Below are 17,337 nucleotides of genomic sequence, written 5' to 3'. Positions count from 1 at the left end.
CGCCTCTGGAAAGCGACGCGCGAGCGTCCGCCGACGGGGAAAGCCCTGATCACCGGGGTGAATCTCTCAGGCGCCCGGGTACTCGGGCAGGGACAGAGGGGGAGGGCAGCACGCCCCTGCCCGTCGCGCCCCCGGAGGTCCCGTGAGCCAGCCCCGACCGTCCCTCGCCGAGCTCGAGGCCGGTGTCCCGTTCGCCGACCGGCACATCGGGCCGCGCCCGGCGGAGCTGGACCGGATGCTGGAGACGATCGGGCTGTCGTCACTGGAGCAGCTGGCGGACCGCGCCCTGCCGCCCAGCATCCGCGACTCCGGGACCGTGACGACGTCGATCCCGGCCGCGGCCTCGGAGACCGAGATGCTCGCCGAGCTGCGCCTGCTCGCCGCACGCAACACCGTGACCGTCCCGATGATCGGGCTGGGCTACTCGGGCACCGTCACGCCGCCGGTGATCCTGCGCAACGTGCTGGAGAACCCGGCCTGGTACACGGCCTACACGCCCTACCAGCCGGAGATCAGCCAGGGCCGGCTCGAGGCGCTGCTCGCCTTCCAGACCACGGTCGCGGACCTCACCGGCCTGCCCGTTGCGGGCGCCTCGCTGCTCGACGAGGCCACCGCGGCCGCCGAGGCGATGACGATGCTTCGCCGCGCCGGGAAGGCGAAGAGCCCCCGGTTCGTCGTCGACGCCGACACCCTGCCGCAGACCATCGAGGTGCTGCGCACGCGCGCCGAGCCGCTGGGCATCGAGCTCGTGGTCACGGACCTCGGCGCCGGGCTGCCTGTCGGTGAGTTCTTCGGGCTCCTGCTGTCGTACCCGGGTGCGTCGGGGCGGATCGTGGATCCGTCGGCGCTCATCGAGACGGCGCACGAACGGGGCGCACTCGTCGCCGTGGCCGCGGACCTGCTGGGTCTCACGCTGCTCACCCCGCCCGGCGAGCTCGGGGCGGACGCGGCCGTGGGCACCACGCAGCGCTTCGGCGTGCCGCTCGGCTTCGGCGGCCCGCACGCCGGCTACCTCGCCGTGCGGGAGGAGTTCTCGCGGCAGCTGCCCGGCCGGCTCGTCGGCGTCTCCCGGGATGCCGACGGCAACCCGGCCCTGCGGCTCGCCCTGCAGACCCGTGAGCAGCACATCCGCCGGGAGAAGGCCACGTCGAACATCTGCACCGCGCAGGTGCTGCTCGCCGTCGTCGCCGCCTGCTACGCGATCTACCACGGGCCCGAGGGCCTGACCCGGATCGCGCGGCGCACCCACCGCATGGCGTCCGTGCTGGCCGGCGGCCTGCGGGCGGGCGGCGTCGAGATCGTCCACGACGCGTTCTTCGACACCGTGGTCGCCCGGGTGCCCGATGCCGGGAAGGTCGCCGACGCCGCCCACGCCGCCGGGATCGCCGTCCGCCGGATCTCGGCGACCGAGCTGGGCCTGGCCTGCTCCGAGCTGACGACGGTCGCGCACCTGGAGGCCCTGTTCGCCGCGTTCGGGGTGCAGGCCGACGTCGCGGCGCTCGACGAGGCCACCGAGGACGCCCTGCCGGCCGGCCTGGTGCGGACGTCGGAGTTCCTCACCCACCCGACCTTCCACGACCACCGCTCCGAGACCTCGCTGATGCGCTGGCTGCGCCGCCTCGCGGACGCGGACCTGGCGCTCGACCGCACGATGATCCCGCTGGGCTCCTGCACGATGAAGCTCAACGCGGCGGCCGAGATGGAGCCGATCACCTGGCCGGAGTTCGCGGACCTGCACCCCTTCGCGCCCGATCGGGACACCGAGGGCACCCGCGAGATGATCGCGCAGCTCGAGCGCTGGCTGGCCGAGCTGACCGGGTACGCGGCGGTCTCGGTGCAGCCCAACGCCGGTTCGCAGGGCGAGCTCGCGGGCCTGCTGGCCATCGAGGCCTACCACCGCTCCCGCGGCGACGCCCAGCGCGACGTCTGCCTGATCCCGTCGAGCGCCCACGGAACCAACGCCGCCTCCGCGGTGATGGCCGGGATGCGGGTCGTCGTGGTGGCCACGGACGCCGAGGGCAACGTCGACCTCGACGACCTGCGCGCGAAGATCGCCCAGCACGCGGACTCGCTGGCCGCGCTGATGATCACCTACCCGTCCACCCACGGCGTGTACGAGACCGAGGTGCGGGCGGTCTGCGACGCCGTGCACGAGGCCGGCGGCCAGGTCTACGTCGACGGCGCCAACCTCAACGCGCTGGTCGGGCTGGCCCGCCCGGGGGCGTTCGGCGGCGACGTCTCGCACCTCAACCTGCACAAGACCTTCTGCATCCCACACGGCGGCGGCGGGCCGGGTGTCGGGCCGGTGGCGGTCGCCGAGCACCTGGCGCCGTTCCTGCCGGGTCGCGGAGTGGTCGGGGCGGTCTCCGCGGCGCCCTTCGGCAGCCCGGGCGTGCTGCCGATCTCGTGGGCCTACATCCGCATGATGGGTGTCGACGGCCTGCGGCGCGCGACCCTGACGGCCGTCGCGGCGGCCAACTACGTCGCCGCGCGCCTCGGCGAGCACTACCCGGTGCTCTACGCGGGCCGGGACGGTGCGGTGGCCCACGAGTGCATCCTCGACCTGCGGGGGATCACCAAGGAGTCCGGCGTGACCGTCGACGACGTCGCGAAGCGGCTCGCGGACTACGGCCTCCACGCGCCGACGATGTCCTTCCCGGTGGCGGGCACGCTGATGGTCGAGCCGACCGAGAGCGAGGACCTCGCCGAGATCGACCGCTTCGTCGACGCCATGATCGGCATCCGCGCGGAGATCGCGCGGGTGCAGGCGGGGGAGTGGCCGGTGGAGGACAACCCGCTGCGCGGGGCGCCGCACACCGCCGCCAGCCTGGTGGACAAATGGGACCACCCGTACTCCCGCGACCTCGCGGCCTACCCGACGGGCAGTACGCCGGGGGTGCACGACCGCAAGGTGTGGCCGCCCGTGCGCCGGATCGACCAGGCCCACGGCGACCGCAACCTCGTCTGCTCCTGCCCGCCCATCGAGGCGTACAGCAGCTGATCCCGTGAGCGGCGATAGTCGCCATGACGACTATCGCCACTCACGAGGTGGCTGGCGTCGGTGTCGCCGACAGGGACGTGCCGCGGGCCCGGTCAGGCGGTGCGCGCTGGTGCGCAGGAAGGGACGGCCGCCGGCTCGGACAGGGCTGCGCAGAGGGCGAGCAGGCGGGTGCGGAGGGGGGCGGCGCGCTCGGCGAAGGCCTGCTGGGCCCTGGCGTAGTCGGCGCGGCCGGCCGGGGTCTCGATCCGGACGGGATCGTAGCCGTGGGCGGCGAGGTCGTAGGGGCTGGCGCGCATGTCGAGCTCCCGGACCTCGCTCGCCAGCGCGAAGCAGCCCCCGAGGAGCTCGGCGGGCGTGGCCGGGAGCAGCTTGTACGCCCACTTGTAGAGGTCCATGGTGGCGTGGAGGCAGCCCGGCTGCTCCAGCTCGGCCTGGTCCTCGCGAGCCGGCTGCAGGGCGTTCAGGGGCCGGGCGGCGGCGGTGAAGAACCGGAACGCGTCGTGATGGGTGCAGGTGACCTGCATCGACTCGACGACGGCGTCGGTACCCGTGGATCCCAGGCGGAGCGGCACGGCGTCGTGGCGCGGGCGGTCGGTGCGGTAGACCATGGCCCACTCGTGGAGGCCGAAGCACCCGTACCGCGCCGGGCGGGCGGCGGTGGACGCGACCAGGCCGTGGACGAACCCGGCCGTGCGGCGCACGCGTTCGGGCAGCAGAGCCGGGTCGAGGACGATCCCGTCCCCGTCGGGGCGGTAGCCGAGCCGCTCGGGGAACTCCCCGGCGTCGCCGAGGAGCCGCACGCCGGGTCCGGGCTGCCACTGCTCCAGCTGAGCCGGGCGCAGCGAGTAGTAGGTGAAGAGGAAGTCGTGAACGGGGTGCGCCTCGCGCAGCCGGCTGCGCTCGCGGTGGGGGAGGGTCCAGCGCTCCATCCGTGAGCGGTGGGCGGCGGCACGGGCCCGCCACACGGGCTCCGCCAGCTCCTCGATCACGCGGGAAACCGTACGCGGGAAGGTTCGGGGTCGGGACGCCCGTCCGCCCGACGTCGCAGATGTCTGGTTCGGCCTACGGAAAGTGCCGACTCGCGGGGGTCAGTCGTCGCGGGTGTGGGTGGCGTCGCGGACGGTGCCGACGTAGTGCTCGATGAGGTCCTCCATCGCGATCATCCCGACCGTCGCGCCGAGGCGGTCGACGGCGCGGGCGAGGTGGGCACGAGTGGTGCGCAGCGCGGCGACCGCCTCGTCGAGCCGGGCGTCGGCGGGGACCTCGGGCAGGCCCCGGACCCGGGCCGCCGGGATGATCGCCTCCGGATCGTCGATCACGTCGAGGACGTCCTTGACGTGCAGGTACCCGGTGAACCGGCCGTCCGGGGCGCGGAGCGGGAAGCGGGAGAACCCGGTCTGCTCCACCGCCCGGCTCACGTCCCCGACGCGGGGCTGCACGGGCAGGGAGACGAGATCGTCCGGGCGCACCAGCACGTCCGCCACGGTGGCCTCGGCCGAGCGCAGGGTGCGGGAGAGCCGGGTGGACTCCTCGTCGTCGAGCAGGCCCTCGCGCCGCGAGTCCGCGATCATCTCGGACAGCTCGCCGGAGGTGAACGCGCTCTCCAGCTCGTCCTTCGGCTCGATCCGCAGCAGCCGCAGCACGCCGTTGGCCATCAGGTTGAACAGCTCGATGAAGGGCCGCATCACCGCCGTGAACACGAGGAACGGCGGCACCAGCAGGATGGCCGCCCGCTCCGGGCCGGCGATCGAGATGTTCTTGGGCACCATCTCGCCCAGCAGGATGTGCGCCACCGACACCACGGCCAGGGAGAACGCGAAGGCGATCGGGTGCAGCACCGCCTCGGGCGCGCCCACCCAGGTCAGCGGCGCCTCGATGAAGTGCGCGACCGCCGGCTCGCCGAGCCGGCCCAGCAGCAGCGAGCTGATCGTGATGCCGAGCTGGGAGGCCGCGAGCATCCGGGACAGGTCCGCACTGGCCCGCAGCACCGTGCGGGCGCCCGCGGTGCCGCTCTCGGCCATCGCCTCGAGCCGGTCCTTGCGGGCGCTGATCAGCGCGAACTCGGCGCTCACGAAGAAGGCGTTGGCCAGCAGCAGGAGGATCGCGAACAGGAGCGCGAGGAGGTCACCGCCCACCGGGGAGCACCTCCTCGGTCGGCCGGGCCAGGCGCAGCTCGGCCACCCGGTTGCGGTCCCGGCGCATCACGGTGATCCGCCAGCCGTGCACGGTCACGTCGTCCCCCACCGCGGGGATCCGGCCGAGCTGGTCGACGACCAGGCCGGCCAGCGTCTCGTACTCGCCCTCGGGCATGTGGAAGCCCGTGGCGTCGGCGACCTCGTCCGCCCGCATGAGCCCGGAGACGAGCCAGCTGTCCCGGCCCAGCGGCCGCACCCTGGCCTGCTCGGCGCGGTCGTGCTCGTCCCGGACGTCCCCGACGATCTCCTCGATCAGGTCCTCCAGCGTGACCAACCCGGCCGTCCCGCCGTACTCGTCGACGACGACGGCGGTCTGGAGCCCGGACTCACGCAGGCGGGAGAGCAGCTCGTCCCCGTCGAGGGACTCGGGGACGGTCTCGGCGGGCAGCGCGAGCTCGCGCATCGTGGTGCCCGGCGCGGCCCCGAACGCCTGCTTGACGTGCACGAGCCCGAGGACGACGTCCGGGTCCCCGTCGTGCACCGGGAAGCGGGAGTGGCCGCTGCGCCGGACCAGCGCCACCAGGTCGGCGACGGTGTCGTCCGCATCCAGGGTGTCGACCCGCACGCGCGGGGTCATCAGGTCCTCGGCGACCCGATCGGTGAACCGCAGCGAGCGGTCGAGCAGCGTCGCGGTGCCCTCGTCGAGCGTGCCGTGCTGGGCGCTGGAGCGGACGAGCGAGCTGAGCTCGTGCGGCGAGCGCGCCGACCGCAGCTCCTCCGCGGGCTCGACGCCGAGCCGCCGGACGACGGCGTTGGCGGAGCGGTTGAGCAGGTCGATCAGCCAGCGGAAGGCGCGGGCGAACCCGCTCTGCAACCACACGACGGCCCGAGCCGTGGCCAGCGGGCGCGCGATCGCGATGTTCTTGGGCACGAGCTCCCCGAACACCATCGACACGGTGGTGGCGATCACCAGCGACGTGATCGTGGCCGCGCCCGCGGACACACCGGCGGACACGCCGAAGGACTCCAGCGCCGGCCGGATCAGCTCGGCGATGGCAGGCTCGGCGATGTAGCCCGTGGCCAGCGTGGTGACGGTGATCCCGAGCTGGCTGCCCGACAGCTGGAACGACAGCGAGCGATGGGCGCGCTGCACGGCGCGGGCGCGCCGGTCGCCCACCTCCGCGACGTGCGCGTCGACCTGGCTGCGCTCCAGCGCGGTCAGGGAGAACTCCGACGCGACCGAGGCCGCGGTGCCCGCCGTGAGCGCGACCACTGCGAGCAGGCCCAGCACGGAGAGCAGCACGCTCATCGCCGTCCCTCGCCGAGCGGGGGTGCACCGGGCGGCACGGGATCTCCTGGCGGATCGGCGTCGGACGGGTCGGGATCACGAGAGGCTGAGATCGGGCGAGTCTAGGACCGGGCCGCGGCGCCCCGCCCGGTGGACGGGCCCCGGAGTGCGCCTGCTCACCCCCGCATCCGCGCGTCCCTCACGGCTCCCCGTCCCGCACCCGCACGGACCCGGCCCCGCGGACCGCACCGATCCGCTCCGCCTCCTCGCCGACCGCCCCGCGTTCGGCTCCGGTGAGGGCGCGGAACGCGTCGACGGTGATCTCCAGGGTCTTCCCCCGCTGCTGCGTACGCCAGGTGCCGGCCACCTCGCCGTCGACCAGCACGGCGCCGGGCGGGCCGATGGAGCGCCAGACCTCCTTGCGCCGCGCCGGGTCCGGCACGAGCGTCTCCCGGTCCCGCGCCTGCAGGAAGGGGTCCGACGGCGGGACCAACCGCACGACGCCCGCGGGCTCCGGTGCCGCGGACAGCGCGTCCACCAGCCCGGGCGGGCACAGGGCGGCCCGGCCGTCCACGGTGACCTCGACCAGGTCGTCCGGCAGGGCCGGCCGCAGCGCCGTGACCGAGGTGCCGACGAACGACGCCAGGTCCCCCGCCGCGGCGGGCCCGAAGAACTCCAGGTAGGCGGCGACGACCGGCGCCGGATCGCCTTCCTCCGGAGGCCCGGCCCACCCCTCCACCGCCTCGGCCACCACCGGTTTCGTCCCCGGCCGCAGCCGCGCCCCGCCGGGCAGCCCGGCCAGCCGCAACAGCTGCTCCGCGACGTGGTGGGTGCCGCAGGGGCGGCAGTAGGGCGAGAGCGGCGCCGGGACGATCGCCGTGATCTCCGCGCTGAGCTCGCCCTTCACCCGCGGGCCGCCCGCCAGCACCTGCCCCACCGCCTCCGCGACCGTGCGGATCGCCCGCCGGGAGGCCATGCCGACCTCCGCCAGCCGGGCCCGCTGCCACCCGAGCCGGGCCGCCGCGTCCGCCTCCGACGCCGGCCAGCACGCCGTCGCCAGGGCCGGGAGATCGCCCGCGGGATGCAGGTGCGGGGCGCCGCGGTGCGACCAGACCACCGCGTAGCCCGCGCCCGGATCCGCCGGCGGTTCCTCGAGCCGCGCCGCCAGCGCGACGCGCAGCGACCCCGGCGGCGAGTCCTGGATCCCCAGCCGCAGCACCGCGAGATCGGCGAGCCCGCCGGCCCGGGCGGCCAGGCCGAGGGCGGCCGCCCGCCACGCGAGGACGCGACCGCGGTGCAGGATCGGGGCGGCGGAACCGGCCATGGCGGACATGGCGGACATGCTGCCGCACACCCCCGACAGTTCCGGGACGCACGCCCGACCCGCCCGGCCCACCGCTCGACGATCACGGCGGAGTGGCCCGTCCCACGTCGGGGGGTCAGGCGCGCGCACGGCGTCTAGGTTGAACGACCATGTCGACGGGACACGACGGGCAACGGCGGCCCGGGCCCCTCCCACCCCGGGTGCACCGGCGGGTGACCGGCCGGGGCACGGCGCCGTGACCGCGCTGCACGGGCCGTACGGCGCCGCCGGCACGGATCCCGACTTCCAGGACGACCTGCCCCCGGGCGTGCCCCGCGCGAACCAGCACCGCACGGGCGGCCACTCGCCCTTCGTGGACTTCGACCGCGCCTCCTGGGCGAAGCTGGGCGAGACCAGCCCGCTGCCGCTCACGGCGGGGGAGCTGGAGCGTGTCCGGTCGCTGGGCGACAACATCGACCTCGACGAGGTGCGGCAGGTCTACCTGCCGCTCTCCCGGCTGCTGAACCTGCACGTGCAGGAGGGCGGGCGGCTCTACCGCGCCTACCGCACCTTCCTCGGCGGCACCGCGGCGCGCACGCCGTTCGTCATCGGCATCGCGGGCTCGGTGTCCGCCGGCAAGTCGACGACCGCCCGCCTGCTGCGGCTGCTGCTGGCGCGCTGGCCCCAGCATCCCCGGGTCGAGCTCGTCACCACGGACGGTTTCCTGTACCCGAACGCGGAGCTGGAGCGCCGCGGGCTCATGCAGCGCAAGGGTTTCCCCGAGTCGTACGACCGGCGGGCGCTGCTGCGGTTCGTCACGGAGATCAAGGCGGGCCGGGCCGAGGTGACCGCGCCCGTCTACTCCCACCTGGTCTACGACATCGTGCCCGGCGAGCGGCTCGTGGTGCGCCGCCCGGACATCCTGCTGATCGAGGGCCTCAACGTCCTGCAGCCGGCGACCCCGCACACCGCGCTGACGGTCAGCGACTTCATCGACTTCTCGGTCTACGTGGACGCCGCGACGGACGACCTGCGGCGCTGGTACGTCGAGCGCTTCCTGCGGCTGCGGGAGACCGCGTTCCGGGACCCGCAGTCGTACTTCCGTCGCTACGCCGAGCTCGACCACGACGCCGCGATCCGGCACGCGCACAGCATCTGGGCCTCGATCAATGGGCCCAACCTGGAGGAGAACATCCTGCCGACGCGCAGCCGGGCGAGCCTCGTGCTCACCAAGGGGCCGCAGCACGACGTGACCCGGGTACGGCTGCGCAAGGTCTGAGCCGGAGGTCCGGGCCGCGAGGTCCGGGCACGGCGTGACCGGGCGGCCCGCCGGCCGGTCACGGGTGGATGGCAGGATGGGCGGATGACCGGGCAGGACACCCCGAACAAGCAGGCCGACTGCCTCACGGACGAGGCGACGCGGCTGCGGTTGGCGGTGGGCCGGCTCAACCGGCGGATCCGGATCGACGGGCGCGAGTCCGTGCCCCCGCTGCAGCTCTCCGCGCTCGTGACGATCAGCCAGTTCGGGCCGCTGCGGCTCTCCGAGCTGGCGAAGCGGGAGGCGGTGACCGCCCCCACCATGTCCCGCGTGCTGGGCGCGCTGGACGAGGCGGGCTACGTCAACCGGACGCCCGACCCGCAGGACGCCCGCGGCGTCCTGATCACGCTGTCGGACCTGGGCCGCAGCAAGCTCGACGAGATCGCGCAGCACCGCACCGCGCTCGTCGCGCGCCGGCTCGAGCGGCTCGACACCGAGCAGCGCGCCGCGATCCGCGCCGCCCTGCCGGCCATCGAGTCCCTGCTCGAGGACGAGTAGCGCTCAGGGGTCGACCACGACCTCGACGTCGTCGCCCCAGAAGGACAGCAGCCCCGCCACCCGGGCGGACTCCGGCAGCGGCGTCTCGTACTCCCAGGCCGCGTCGGCGACCTGCGTGCCGTCCGGCAGGGTCGCCGTCCAGTAGCGCGCCTCGCCCTTGTACGGGCAGCGCGAGCGCGTCCCCGAGGCGCTCAGCGGCACCTGCACCGCCTCCCGCGGCAGGTACCAGCGGTTCGGCAGCCCCGTCTCCGAGAGGACGGCGGGGGAGTGCGACTCGGCCAGCACCACGTCCTTGTACCTCACGACGACGTGGCGGCTCGTCGGCCGGACGTCGATCCGCGTGTAGGGGTCGGCGAGGTGGGCGAACACCTCCTCGTCCTCGTCGTACCAGGCGTCCATCCGGTCCCAGTAGAAGGCCGCGTAGCCCCGCAACCAGGGCGCCGCGGCCGTCGGCTCCGGGTAGGACCAGACGGCGTTCTCCGCGGTCCGGTCGCCCACGACCACCGAGTGGTAGCTCGCGTCGCCCTTGAAAGGGCAGTGGGTGCTGAGGTCGGTGGCCACGAGGACGCTCTCGTCGACGTCGGAGAACGGGACGTAGAGCACCGGCAGCAGCGCCGTCTCGTGGACGAGCATCGCCGCCCGGCTGTCGAGGACGGTCCGGCCGCCGAACTCGGCCCGGATCCGCCGCGGGAAGGGCTGGGCGAAGAGCTTGTGCGCCGGCCCGTCGATCGCGTAGTTCACGGTCGCGGGTGGTGTCGGGGACAGCGGTCCGTCGCGTCGGGTGAGGCCCATGTCACGGCCAACCGCCGTCCCCGCCCTTCTATTTCGGAGCCCGGAGCTCGTGCCCCGGGTGCGGCGCGTCGATCTGCCGATGGCGACGGGCCGCGTAACACGGACGTAACACGATCCGGCTTCAATTGCATGACGCAACATTGCGCGGGGGAACTGCTGTACGATCGATTCATGCCCGAAAGTCCAGATTCGTGGAGGGGTGGCCCGTGACCATGACCACCGGACCGGTTGCGACGACGGAGCCGGGCCATGAGTCCCATGGCTCCCTCGAGCAGCTCGAACACGAGATCACCGTGCTGATCCGGCGGACCGTCGAGCCCGTGTGGGCCGGCGGCTACGGCGCGCACGAGGCCGTCGACCGCTACACGTACCCCGTGCTGGCCAGCCTGGACGAGAACGGGGAGCAGTCGCTCACCGTCCTCACCGGTCGGCTCGGGGTGTCGAAGCCGACCGCCAGCCGCCAGGTCTCACGACTCTCCCGGGCCGGGCTCGTCGACGTCCGGCCGGACGAGCGGGACTCCCGGTCCGTGATCGTGTCCCTCACCGCCGCCGGCGTGGCCCAGCGCGAGGTCGTCCGGGGTGCCCGGCTGCGGCCGCTGCACGCCGTCATGGAGGGGTGGGGCGAGGAGGACCGGCACCAGCTCGGCAACCTGCTGGCCCGGTTCAACTCCGACCTCGACGACTACCGGGCCCGCGGGGGTCGCTGACCCCGTCCTGCGGGGACGGCCCGGGGTCCGCCGAGCGGTCGCCGGGCCGGGCCCCGGGAGCACCCGGCGCCCGCACGCGGCCGACACGCGGCGCTGCCCGTCCCCGCCGTCCCGCCGCCGGGTGATGCCATAGTGGGAGACCGGCGGCGGGGAGGTCCCGCTGCCCGCCGATCGGAGGGGACGCGTGGAGCCGGTCGTCGCGCTGGTCGGCCAGCTGTTGTCCGCCCTGCGGTCGACGGTGGCGCCCGAGGCGTGCCCCGGCGTGTGGGCGTGGGCCACCTCCGCCCTCGGTATCGGGGTCGGGCTGCTGCCCGCCCTGGGTGCCTTCGCGGTCGCCCTGGTGCGCAGGCGGATCGGGTCCGGCTACGGGGGCGGCCGCGGGTTCGTCCTGGCCGGGCTGGGGCTGCTGACCGCCGGGGCCCTGCCCCTGCTCGTGTTCGTCGCCGCCGGCCGGATCATGTCCGCCGCCGCGGGCCAGGGCGCGGTGCCCGGCCTCTCGGCGGCCGCCGCCCGGTCCGTGCGCACGGCGGCGTGCTTCGTCGGCCCGCAGAGCACCTACCTCGGCGACGGCTCGGTGGCCGGGGCGTTCGACCCGTCCGATCCGGTACGCCTCGGCGTCGCGGTGCTGCTGCTCGGCATCGTCCCGCTGTTCACCACCGCGTTCGTCGCGGTGCAGGCGCGGCTGGCGCTGCGCCGCGGGCCCAGCTGGCCGGCCCGCTTCTTCTGGCTGCCCACCCTCGCCCTGGTGGTGCTCACGGCCGGGGTGCCCGCCGGCACCGCCGAGCACCTGTGGCTGGGCGCCTGCCTCGGCGCGTTCGCTGGCATCGTCCTGATGGTCACCGTGCCGCCGCCGTCGCGGGAGACCGTCCGCCGCTCCCTCGAGCCCGCCGCCCGCAGTGCACCTGCCGGCGCCCGGCCCGCCACGTCGGGGTCGCGGCCGATGCCGCGCCAGCAGGTGCAGCGCACACCGCCGCGGGAGCCGTCCCGCCCCGCGCAGAGCCCGGCCCGGCCCGGGGCCCAGCAGTCCGGACAGGCCCGCGACGGGCAGGCCGTGAACGGCCGGAACCGGAACGGGCAGAACCCGGGGGTCCCGGCGGGGCAGCCGTCCGGGGCCGCGCCGTACGCGACCTTCGACAGCGGCCGGATCCCGGTCGCGCCGCCCCCGGGGGCCATCCCGGGCCGCGCCGGGTCCTCCGGGCCCGCCCGGCCCTCCGGCGCCCTGCCGCCCTCGGGTGCGGGGCTGCCTCCGGGCGGCGGCCCGTCCTCGGGTGGGGGACCGTCCTCCGGCGCCGGGCCGTCGTCCGGCGCGCCCTCCTCGGGCGCCGTGCCGCTCGTGCCCCGGCCGCGGGAGGCCGGCAACGCGCCCCTCGCCGCGGATCCCGGCGCGCTGCCGCCGATCCCGGGTCGGGGCACCGGCCGCGCCGGAGCGCACCCGGCGACGCCCTACGGCGGGGGCACCCGGCCCGGTGGTGCGGGACCCGGCGCCGCCCAGCAGGCAGCCGCCTCCGGCGCAGCCCCCTCCGGCGCGGCCCCGTCCGATGCGGCGCAGTCCGGCGCTCGTCCCGGAGCCGCCTTCGTGGCCGGCCCGAGCGGGCCCGGTTCGCACGGGTCCGGGTCGATCTCCGCAGGTCCGACCGCCGCAGGCCCGGGTGCCGCAGGCGCGTTCGCCGGCCCCGGCCCCGCTCCGCGCACCCCGCCCGGCGGCAACCGCGCCCCGCGCTTCCGCCTCATCGAGCGGATCGGGGCGGGCGGGTTCGGCCGCGTCTGGCTGGCGCACGACGCCAAGCTCGGCCACACCGTGGCGCTCAAGTCCGCACACGCCCCGGACCACGAGACCGAGGAGCGCATCCGCCGCGAGGCCGCCGCGCTGGCCGCGGTCCGGCACCCGCTCTGCGTCCGGATCCACGATCTCGTCCACGCGTCGTCGGATCCCGGCCTGGCCGCGCTCGACGGGCTCGTGATCGTCATGGAGCACGTCGAGGGCACGCCGCTCGGCAAGCTGGTGCAGGAGCGCGGCCCCGTCGACGACATCGCCGCCGCCCGGATCTGGAGCGGCATCGCCGGCGCCCTCGACGCGGCCCACAGTCATGGCGTGCTGCACCGGGACCTCAAGCCGGGCAACGTGATCGTCGATCCCGCGGGCCGCCCGCACCTGATCGACTTCGGCATCGCGCGGCGTACGGGCGACTCCACCATGACCATGACGGGGTTCGTCCTCGGCACCCCGGACTACCTCGCGCCGGAGGTGGCGGGCGGCAAGAAGGCCAGCACCCGCTCGGACGTGTGGCAGCTCGCGGCCACCGTGTCCTACGCCTTGAGCGGCTACCCGCCGCGCGGTGGGCACGCGGACGCGATCTCCGGGCTGCGCGCCGCGGCGGCCGGCGGCAAGCTCACCCACCTCCCGCGCCGGACCGCGCACCTCGGGATGCTCAAGCACGCCCTGCGGGCCGACCCGAACCGCCGCCCCGACCTGCGCGAGACCGCGCGCACGCTCGACGAGTGGCTGCGCCGCGCCGGTGTCCCGCTCGACGGGCCGGTGAGCACGACGGTGCCGCACGCCGGCTCCCCTCGCTGACCGGTGACCGGCCGAGTCGTCGAGGCCCCGGCCCTCCCGGTCCGCCGGGACCGGATCGAGGGGATCGACGCCGCCCGTGGGCTCGCGCTCGTCGGGATGATGGCCACGCACGTCCTGCCGCTGCACACCGCGTCGGGCGAGACGGTCACCGGGGCGGTCGCCGCCGGGCGGGCGTCGGCGCTGTTCGCGCTGCTCCTGGGCGTGGGCATCGCGCTGGGCAATCCCGTGCGGAGCGGCCGGGCGCATCTGGCGGCGGGCGCCGGGCTGCTGGTCCGGGCGGTCCTCACGGGCCTGCTGGGCCTGGTGCTGGTGGAGCTGCAGCCCCCCGCCGCGGTGATCCTGGCCTACTACGCACTGCTGATCGTCGTCGCGATCCCGCTGCTGCGGCTGCCCGCCCGGCTGCTGGGGATGCTCGCCGTGGTGGCCTGCGGCCTCACCCCCGTGGTCTCGGTGCTGCTGCGCCGGGGCCTGCCCCCGGGGCCCGGTGACCAGGTCGGCCTGAGCTCCCTGGCCGACCCGGGGGACGCCCTCCACACGCTGCTGGTCACCGGCTACTACCCGGTGCTGACCTGGGTGACGTACCTGTTCGCCGGCCTGGCCGTCGGCCGGCTCGACCTGCGGCGGGAGCGGACCGCGTGGTGGCTGCTCGGTGGGGGAGCGGCGCTGGCCGTCGTCTCGTGGGTGGTGTCGGCGGTGCTGATGGCGTCAGGCGGCTCCGCGGCGGTCGCCGGGGCGTCGGGAGCGGGCGCGCTCGCCACCCAGCGGTACGGGACCGTGCCGCCGACGACCTGGTGGTGGCTCGCCGCGGAGATCCCGCATTCCGGGACGCCGGCCGACCTCGCCCACACCACCGGCTGCGCGCTCGCGGTGCTCGGCGCCGCGTTGCTGCTGGCCCGGCGCGTCCCGCTGGTGCTCGCGCCGCTCGCCGCGATCGGGGCGATCCCACTGACCCTCTACACCCTGCACGTGGCGTCGCTGGCGATCCTCGGCGGGACCGGTGTCGTGACGCTGCTGTGGCACGTCGGGTGGTGCCTGTCGCTGGGGTTGGTGTTCCGGTCCCTCGGGCGCCGCGGACCGGCGGAGGCGGTGGTCTCGGGCGCCGCCCGGGCCGTGCGGCGAGCGGTCGCGGGGGCACCCGACCGGGGGACGGACGCAACCTCCGGGGCGGACGGGCCGTCTCCCCAGTAGGAGCCGGCCGCTCCCGGTCGGCTCCGACCGGAGATCCTCTCCGGGTCGGGGAGGCAGCGACATGAGAAGAACCGTTCTGCGCGGGCTCGTGGCGGCGGGGGCCGCCGTGACCGCGCTCCTGGCGGCCGGCTGTTCCGGCGGCGGCGACGAGGTCAACGGCGGCACCGTGACGGCCTCCGCCTCGGCGACGGCCGCCCCGTCCGCGACGACCGGCGCCGCGCCGGTCGCGAGCACCCGGCCCGCGGCTCCGACCGGGACGCCGTCGGGCACCCCTCCGAACTGCCCGACGGGCTCGCTGCGGCTCACGCTGGGTGCCTCGGACGGCGCCGCGGGCTCCGTGGTCCGCACGCTGGTGTTCACCAACACGGGCTCGACGACCTGCGAGATGCGGGGCTTCCCGGGCGTCTCCTACGTCGCGGGGGACGATGGGCACCAGGTCGGGGCCGCCGCCGTCATGGACGGGGCCCGGGGCGGCGAGGTGGTCCTGGCGCCCGGCGCCTCGGCGACCGCGCAGACCAAGGCGGCCGACGCGGGCAACTACGACGCCGCGACCTGCCGACCGACGCCCGTGCGCGGCCTGCGGGTCTACCCGCCGGGCGAGACGGCGTCGCTGTTCCTGCCGCTCGACACCACGGGCTGCGCAGGGGACACGGGCACCTCACCGCAGCTGTCGGTGCAGACGATGATGCCCGCGTGAGCGCGCCCGCGAGACCATCGAACCGGCCGGTCCTCACCTAGGGTGTCGGCTTCCTGGTGAGCGCCGCGCCGGACGGGCGGGTCAGCGCGGACCGCGGATCAGCTGTCCCGGGAGGGCGCCGGTGAACTCGTCGTCGGCGACGGTCTGCACGCCCGCCACGAACACGGCCCGGTAGCCCTTGGCCTCCTGCACCAGCCGGCGTCCGGAGGCAGGCAGGTCGAACGCCATCCGTGGGAGCTCGAAGGTGAGGTGGTCGTAGTCGATGAGGTTCAGGTCGGCGCGCAGCCCGGGAGCGACGAGCCCGCGGTCGCGCAGGCCGAACAGCTCGGCGGTCTGGCGGGTCTGCCGGTGCACGACGTACTCGATCGGCATTCGGGGTCCACGGGTGCGGTCGCGGGTCCAGTGGGTGAGCATGAACGTCGGCATGCCGCCGTCGCAGATGAAGCCGCAGTGGGCGCCCGCATCGCTCAGCCCCATCCGGGTGCGGGGGTGTTGTGAGGCCTCGTAGGTCATCGACAGGTCGCCGTAGTGGTAGTTGAAGAACGGCGCATAGATCATGCCGTGGCCCTCGCGAGACGTGAGGTGATCGAGCACCAGCTGCATCGGCGGAACGCCGAGGGCGTCGGCGCGGGCCTGGATGGACGCCTCGTACGCGGGCTCGTAGTCGATGTCGGCGCGCTCGACCAGGAACATGCGGCCGAGTCCGCGGGTGACGATGCGCGCGAACTGCTCGTCGTCGGGCACCTCCTCGATGATCCGACGCCGGCGCTCGGGCTCGGCGAGGGCGGCCAGCTGCTCCGGCATCGGCAGGTGGGCGATCTCGGAGTAGGCCGGGTGGAAGAACAGCGGGTGCATGCTGCCGTGCAGGCAGTACAGGGCACCGACCCCGCGGCCGGCGATCTGCGCGTAGAGCGACTCGTCCGCCGCGTGGGCGTCGTCGAGAAGCCGCAGGACGTCGCGCCACACCTCCGGCGCCCAGTCGGGCTGGCTGAGGTTGCGCACACCGGCTGCCCGGTGACCCCCGCGACCTCCCGCATCCACGGCCACTCCTGGACCGGCACGAGCGCCTGGTCGGGCGCGAACTGGAAGACACCGTGGCCGGCCCGCGCGATGGCCTCCGCCATGCCCATCAGCTCGTCGGCGCCGGCGGTGGTGCCCGGCACGAGCTCGCCCGCCTTGCTGCGGTGCAGCGGCGTGCGGCTGGTGCTGAACCCGAGCGCCCCGGCCCGGAGCGCCTCCTCGACCAGGGCCGCCATGCTCCGGATGTCGTCGGGTGTCGCGAACTCGTTCGAGGCCCCCCGGTCGCCCATCACGTAGGCGCGCAGCGGGCCGTGGGCGATCTGCGTGCCGATGTCGATGACGTGCGGCTGCCCGTCGATCGCGTCGAGGTACTCGGGGAAGGTGGTCCAGTCCCACGTGATGCCCTCGACCATGGCGGAGCCGGGAATGTCCTCGACCCCCTCCATCAGTTCGATCAGCCACTCGTGGCGATCGGGCGACGCCGGCGCGAACCCCACCCCGCAGTTGCCCATGACCGCGGTGGTGACCCCGTGCCACGACGACGGCGTGATCCAGGGATCCCAGCTGACCTGTGCGTCGTAGTGGGTGTGCACATCGACCCACCCCGGCGTCAGCAGGAGACCGTCGGCATCGAGGACCCGGTCGGAGCCGGCGGTCGACGCCGCGCCGGCCTCCTCGACGGCCTCGATCACCCCACCGGAGACGGAGACGTCGGCCATGCGCTCCGGCCCGCCGCTGCCGTCGACCAGCCGGGCGTTGCGGATGACGAGTTCAGCCATGCCCAGCAGTAAATCTACCTGCAGACATGCCAGCAA

At 75.0% G+C, this 17,337-nt stretch carries 14 protein-coding genes and 1 pseudogene; 8 read left to right on the top strand and 7 right to left on the bottom strand.

Annotated features, from left to right (window positions below; genetic code table 11):
* The first annotated feature begins 142 nt into the window (after positions 1–142).
* The gene (gene gcvP, locus ABD324_RS04060; protein ID WP_344412459.1) at positions 143–3,001 is read left to right on the top strand and encodes an aminomethyl-transferring glycine dehydrogenase; all 2,859 of its coding nucleotides are present in this window, start codon (positions 143–145) and stop codon (positions 2,999–3,001) included.
* Positions 3,002–3,093: 92 nt separating this feature from the next.
* Here gcvP and ABD324_RS04055 read toward each other — a convergent pair whose 3' ends face one another.
* The 4 genes from ABD324_RS04055 to ABD324_RS04040 form a co-directional block, all read right to left on the bottom strand.
* A complete protein-coding gene (locus ABD324_RS04055; RefSeq protein ID WP_344413396.1) occupies positions 3,094–3,930 on the bottom strand; it encodes a 3-methyladenine DNA glycosylase in 837 nt (278 codons plus the stop codon).
* A 159-nt stretch (positions 3,931–4,089) separates the two neighbouring features.
* Positions 4,090–5,136 (bottom strand): hemolysin family protein, encoded by a 1,047-nt coding sequence (locus ABD324_RS04050; protein ID WP_344412457.1) that lies wholly within the window; start codon positions 5,134–5,136, stop codon positions 4,090–4,092.
* Entirely contained in the window at positions 5,126–6,445 is a 1,320-nt protein-coding gene (locus tag ABD324_RS04045; protein ID WP_344412455.1) for a hemolysin family protein, read from the bottom strand. The genes ABD324_RS04050 and ABD324_RS04045 overlap by 11 nt, the downstream gene beginning before the upstream one ends.
* Before the next feature lie 178 nt (positions 6,446–6,623).
* Positions 6,624–7,757, bottom strand: coding sequence for a winged helix DNA-binding domain-containing protein (locus ABD324_RS04040; protein WP_344412453.1), 1,134 nt, complete (start codon positions 7,755–7,757; stop codon positions 6,624–6,626).
* Positions 7,758–8,055: 298 nt separating this feature from the next.
* Between ABD324_RS04040 and coaA the strand changes: the two genes are divergently transcribed.
* Together coaA and ABD324_RS04030 are read left to right on the top strand one after the other, a co-directional pair.
* Positions 8,056–9,006 (top strand): type I pantothenate kinase, encoded by a 951-nt coding sequence (gene coaA, locus ABD324_RS04035; RefSeq protein WP_344413394.1) that lies wholly within the window; start codon positions 8,056–8,058, stop codon positions 9,004–9,006.
* An 84-nt stretch (positions 9,007–9,090) separates the two neighbouring features.
* Positions 9,091–9,543 (top strand): MarR family winged helix-turn-helix transcriptional regulator, encoded by a 453-nt coding sequence (locus ABD324_RS04030; protein ID WP_344412451.1) that lies wholly within the window; start codon positions 9,091–9,093, stop codon positions 9,541–9,543.
* A 3-nt stretch (positions 9,544–9,546) separates the two neighbouring features.
* Here the strand turns inward: ABD324_RS04030 and ABD324_RS04025 are convergent, their stop codons facing one another.
* Positions 9,547–10,284 (bottom strand): DUF427 domain-containing protein, encoded by a 738-nt coding sequence (locus ABD324_RS04025; protein ID WP_344412449.1) that lies wholly within the window; start codon positions 10,282–10,284, stop codon positions 9,547–9,549.
* Positions 10,285–10,547: 263 nt separating this feature from the next.
* Between ABD324_RS04025 and ABD324_RS04020 the strand changes: the two genes are divergently transcribed.
* The 4 genes from ABD324_RS04020 to ABD324_RS04005 all read left to right on the top strand — a co-directional run bounded on the left by ABD324_RS04020 (position 10,548) and on the right by ABD324_RS04005 (position 15,502).
* The gene (locus tag ABD324_RS04020; protein ID WP_344413392.1) at positions 10,548–11,042 is read left to right on the top strand and encodes a MarR family winged helix-turn-helix transcriptional regulator; all 495 of its coding nucleotides are present in this window, start codon (positions 10,548–10,550) and stop codon (positions 11,040–11,042) included.
* Between the two features lie 184 nt (positions 11,043–11,226).
* A complete protein-coding gene (locus tag ABD324_RS04015; protein ID WP_344412448.1) occupies positions 11,227–13,617 on the top strand; it encodes a protein kinase domain-containing protein in 2,391 nt (796 codons plus the stop codon).
* Positions 13,618–13,620: 3 nt separating this feature from the next.
* Entirely contained in the window at positions 13,621–14,805 is a 1,185-nt protein-coding gene (locus tag ABD324_RS04010) for a heparan-alpha-glucosaminide N-acetyltransferase domain-containing protein (protein ID WP_344412447.1), read from the top strand.
* Positions 14,806–14,866: 61 nt separating this feature from the next.
* Positions 14,867–15,502: a DUF4232 domain-containing protein gene (locus ABD324_RS04005; protein ID WP_344412445.1), complete on the top strand. Its 636-nt coding sequence runs from the start codon at positions 14,867–14,869 to the stop codon at positions 15,500–15,502.
* An 81-nt stretch (positions 15,503–15,583) separates the two neighbouring features.
* On the opposite strand, the gene ABD324_RS04000 is transcribed toward ABD324_RS04005, so the two are convergent.
* Together ABD324_RS04000 and ABD324_RS37135 are read right to left on the bottom strand one after the other, a co-directional pair.
* Positions 15,584–16,504 carry an amidohydrolase family protein gene (locus ABD324_RS04000; RefSeq protein WP_344412443.1) on the bottom strand — a complete coding sequence of 307 codons (921 nt, stop codon included), beginning with the start codon at positions 16,502–16,504 and terminating at the stop codon, positions 15,584–15,586.
* 62 nt (positions 16,505–16,566) lie between these two features.
* Positions 16,567–17,115, bottom strand: a pseudogene (locus ABD324_RS37135) (amidohydrolase family protein); the annotation flags it as partial.
* On the opposite strand from ABD324_RS37135, the gene ABD324_RS03990 reads away from it, so the two are divergent.
* Positions 17,104–17,313, top strand: a complete 210-nt coding sequence (locus ABD324_RS03990) for a hypothetical protein (protein WP_344412438.1) — start codon at positions 17,104–17,106, stop codon at positions 17,311–17,313. The pseudogene ABD324_RS37135 and the gene ABD324_RS03990 overlap by 12 nt on opposite strands.
* Positions 17,314–17,337 lie beyond the last annotated feature (24 nt).

Source organism: Pseudonocardia ailaonensis, from assembly GCF_039531635.1.
GTDB lineage: Bacteria > Actinomycetota > Actinomycetes > Mycobacteriales > Pseudonocardiaceae > Pseudonocardia > Pseudonocardia ailaonensis.
The sequence above is the reverse complement of the archived record's forward strand: the minus strand, read 5'-3'. Positions and strand labels throughout refer to the sequence as shown.

Bases quoted from the DNA above. Each gene is read 5' to 3' on its own strand.
- ABD324_RS04005 (WP_344412445.1), top strand. From the start codon at position 14,867: ATGAGAAGAACCGTTCTGCGCGGGCTCGTGGCGGCGGGGGCCGCCGTG.
- ABD324_RS04020 (WP_344413392.1), top strand. From the start codon at position 10,548: ATGACCACCGGACCGGTTGCGACGACGGAGCCGGGCCATGAGTCCCAT.
- ABD324_RS04030 (WP_344412451.1), top strand. From the start codon at position 9,091: ATGACCGGGCAGGACACCCCGAACAAGCAGGCCGACTGCCTCACGGAC.
- ABD324_RS04055 (WP_344413396.1), bottom strand. From the start codon at position 3,930: ATGGAGCGCTGGACCCTCCCCCACCGCGAGCGCAGCCGGCTGCGCGAG.
- ABD324_RS04045 (WP_344412455.1), bottom strand. From the start codon at position 6,445: ATGAGCGTGCTGCTCTCCGTGCTGGGCCTGCTCGCAGTGGTCGCGCTC.
- ABD324_RS04040 (WP_344412453.1), bottom strand. From the start codon at position 7,757: ATGTCCGCCATGGCCGGTTCCGCCGCCCCGATCCTGCACCGCGGTCGC.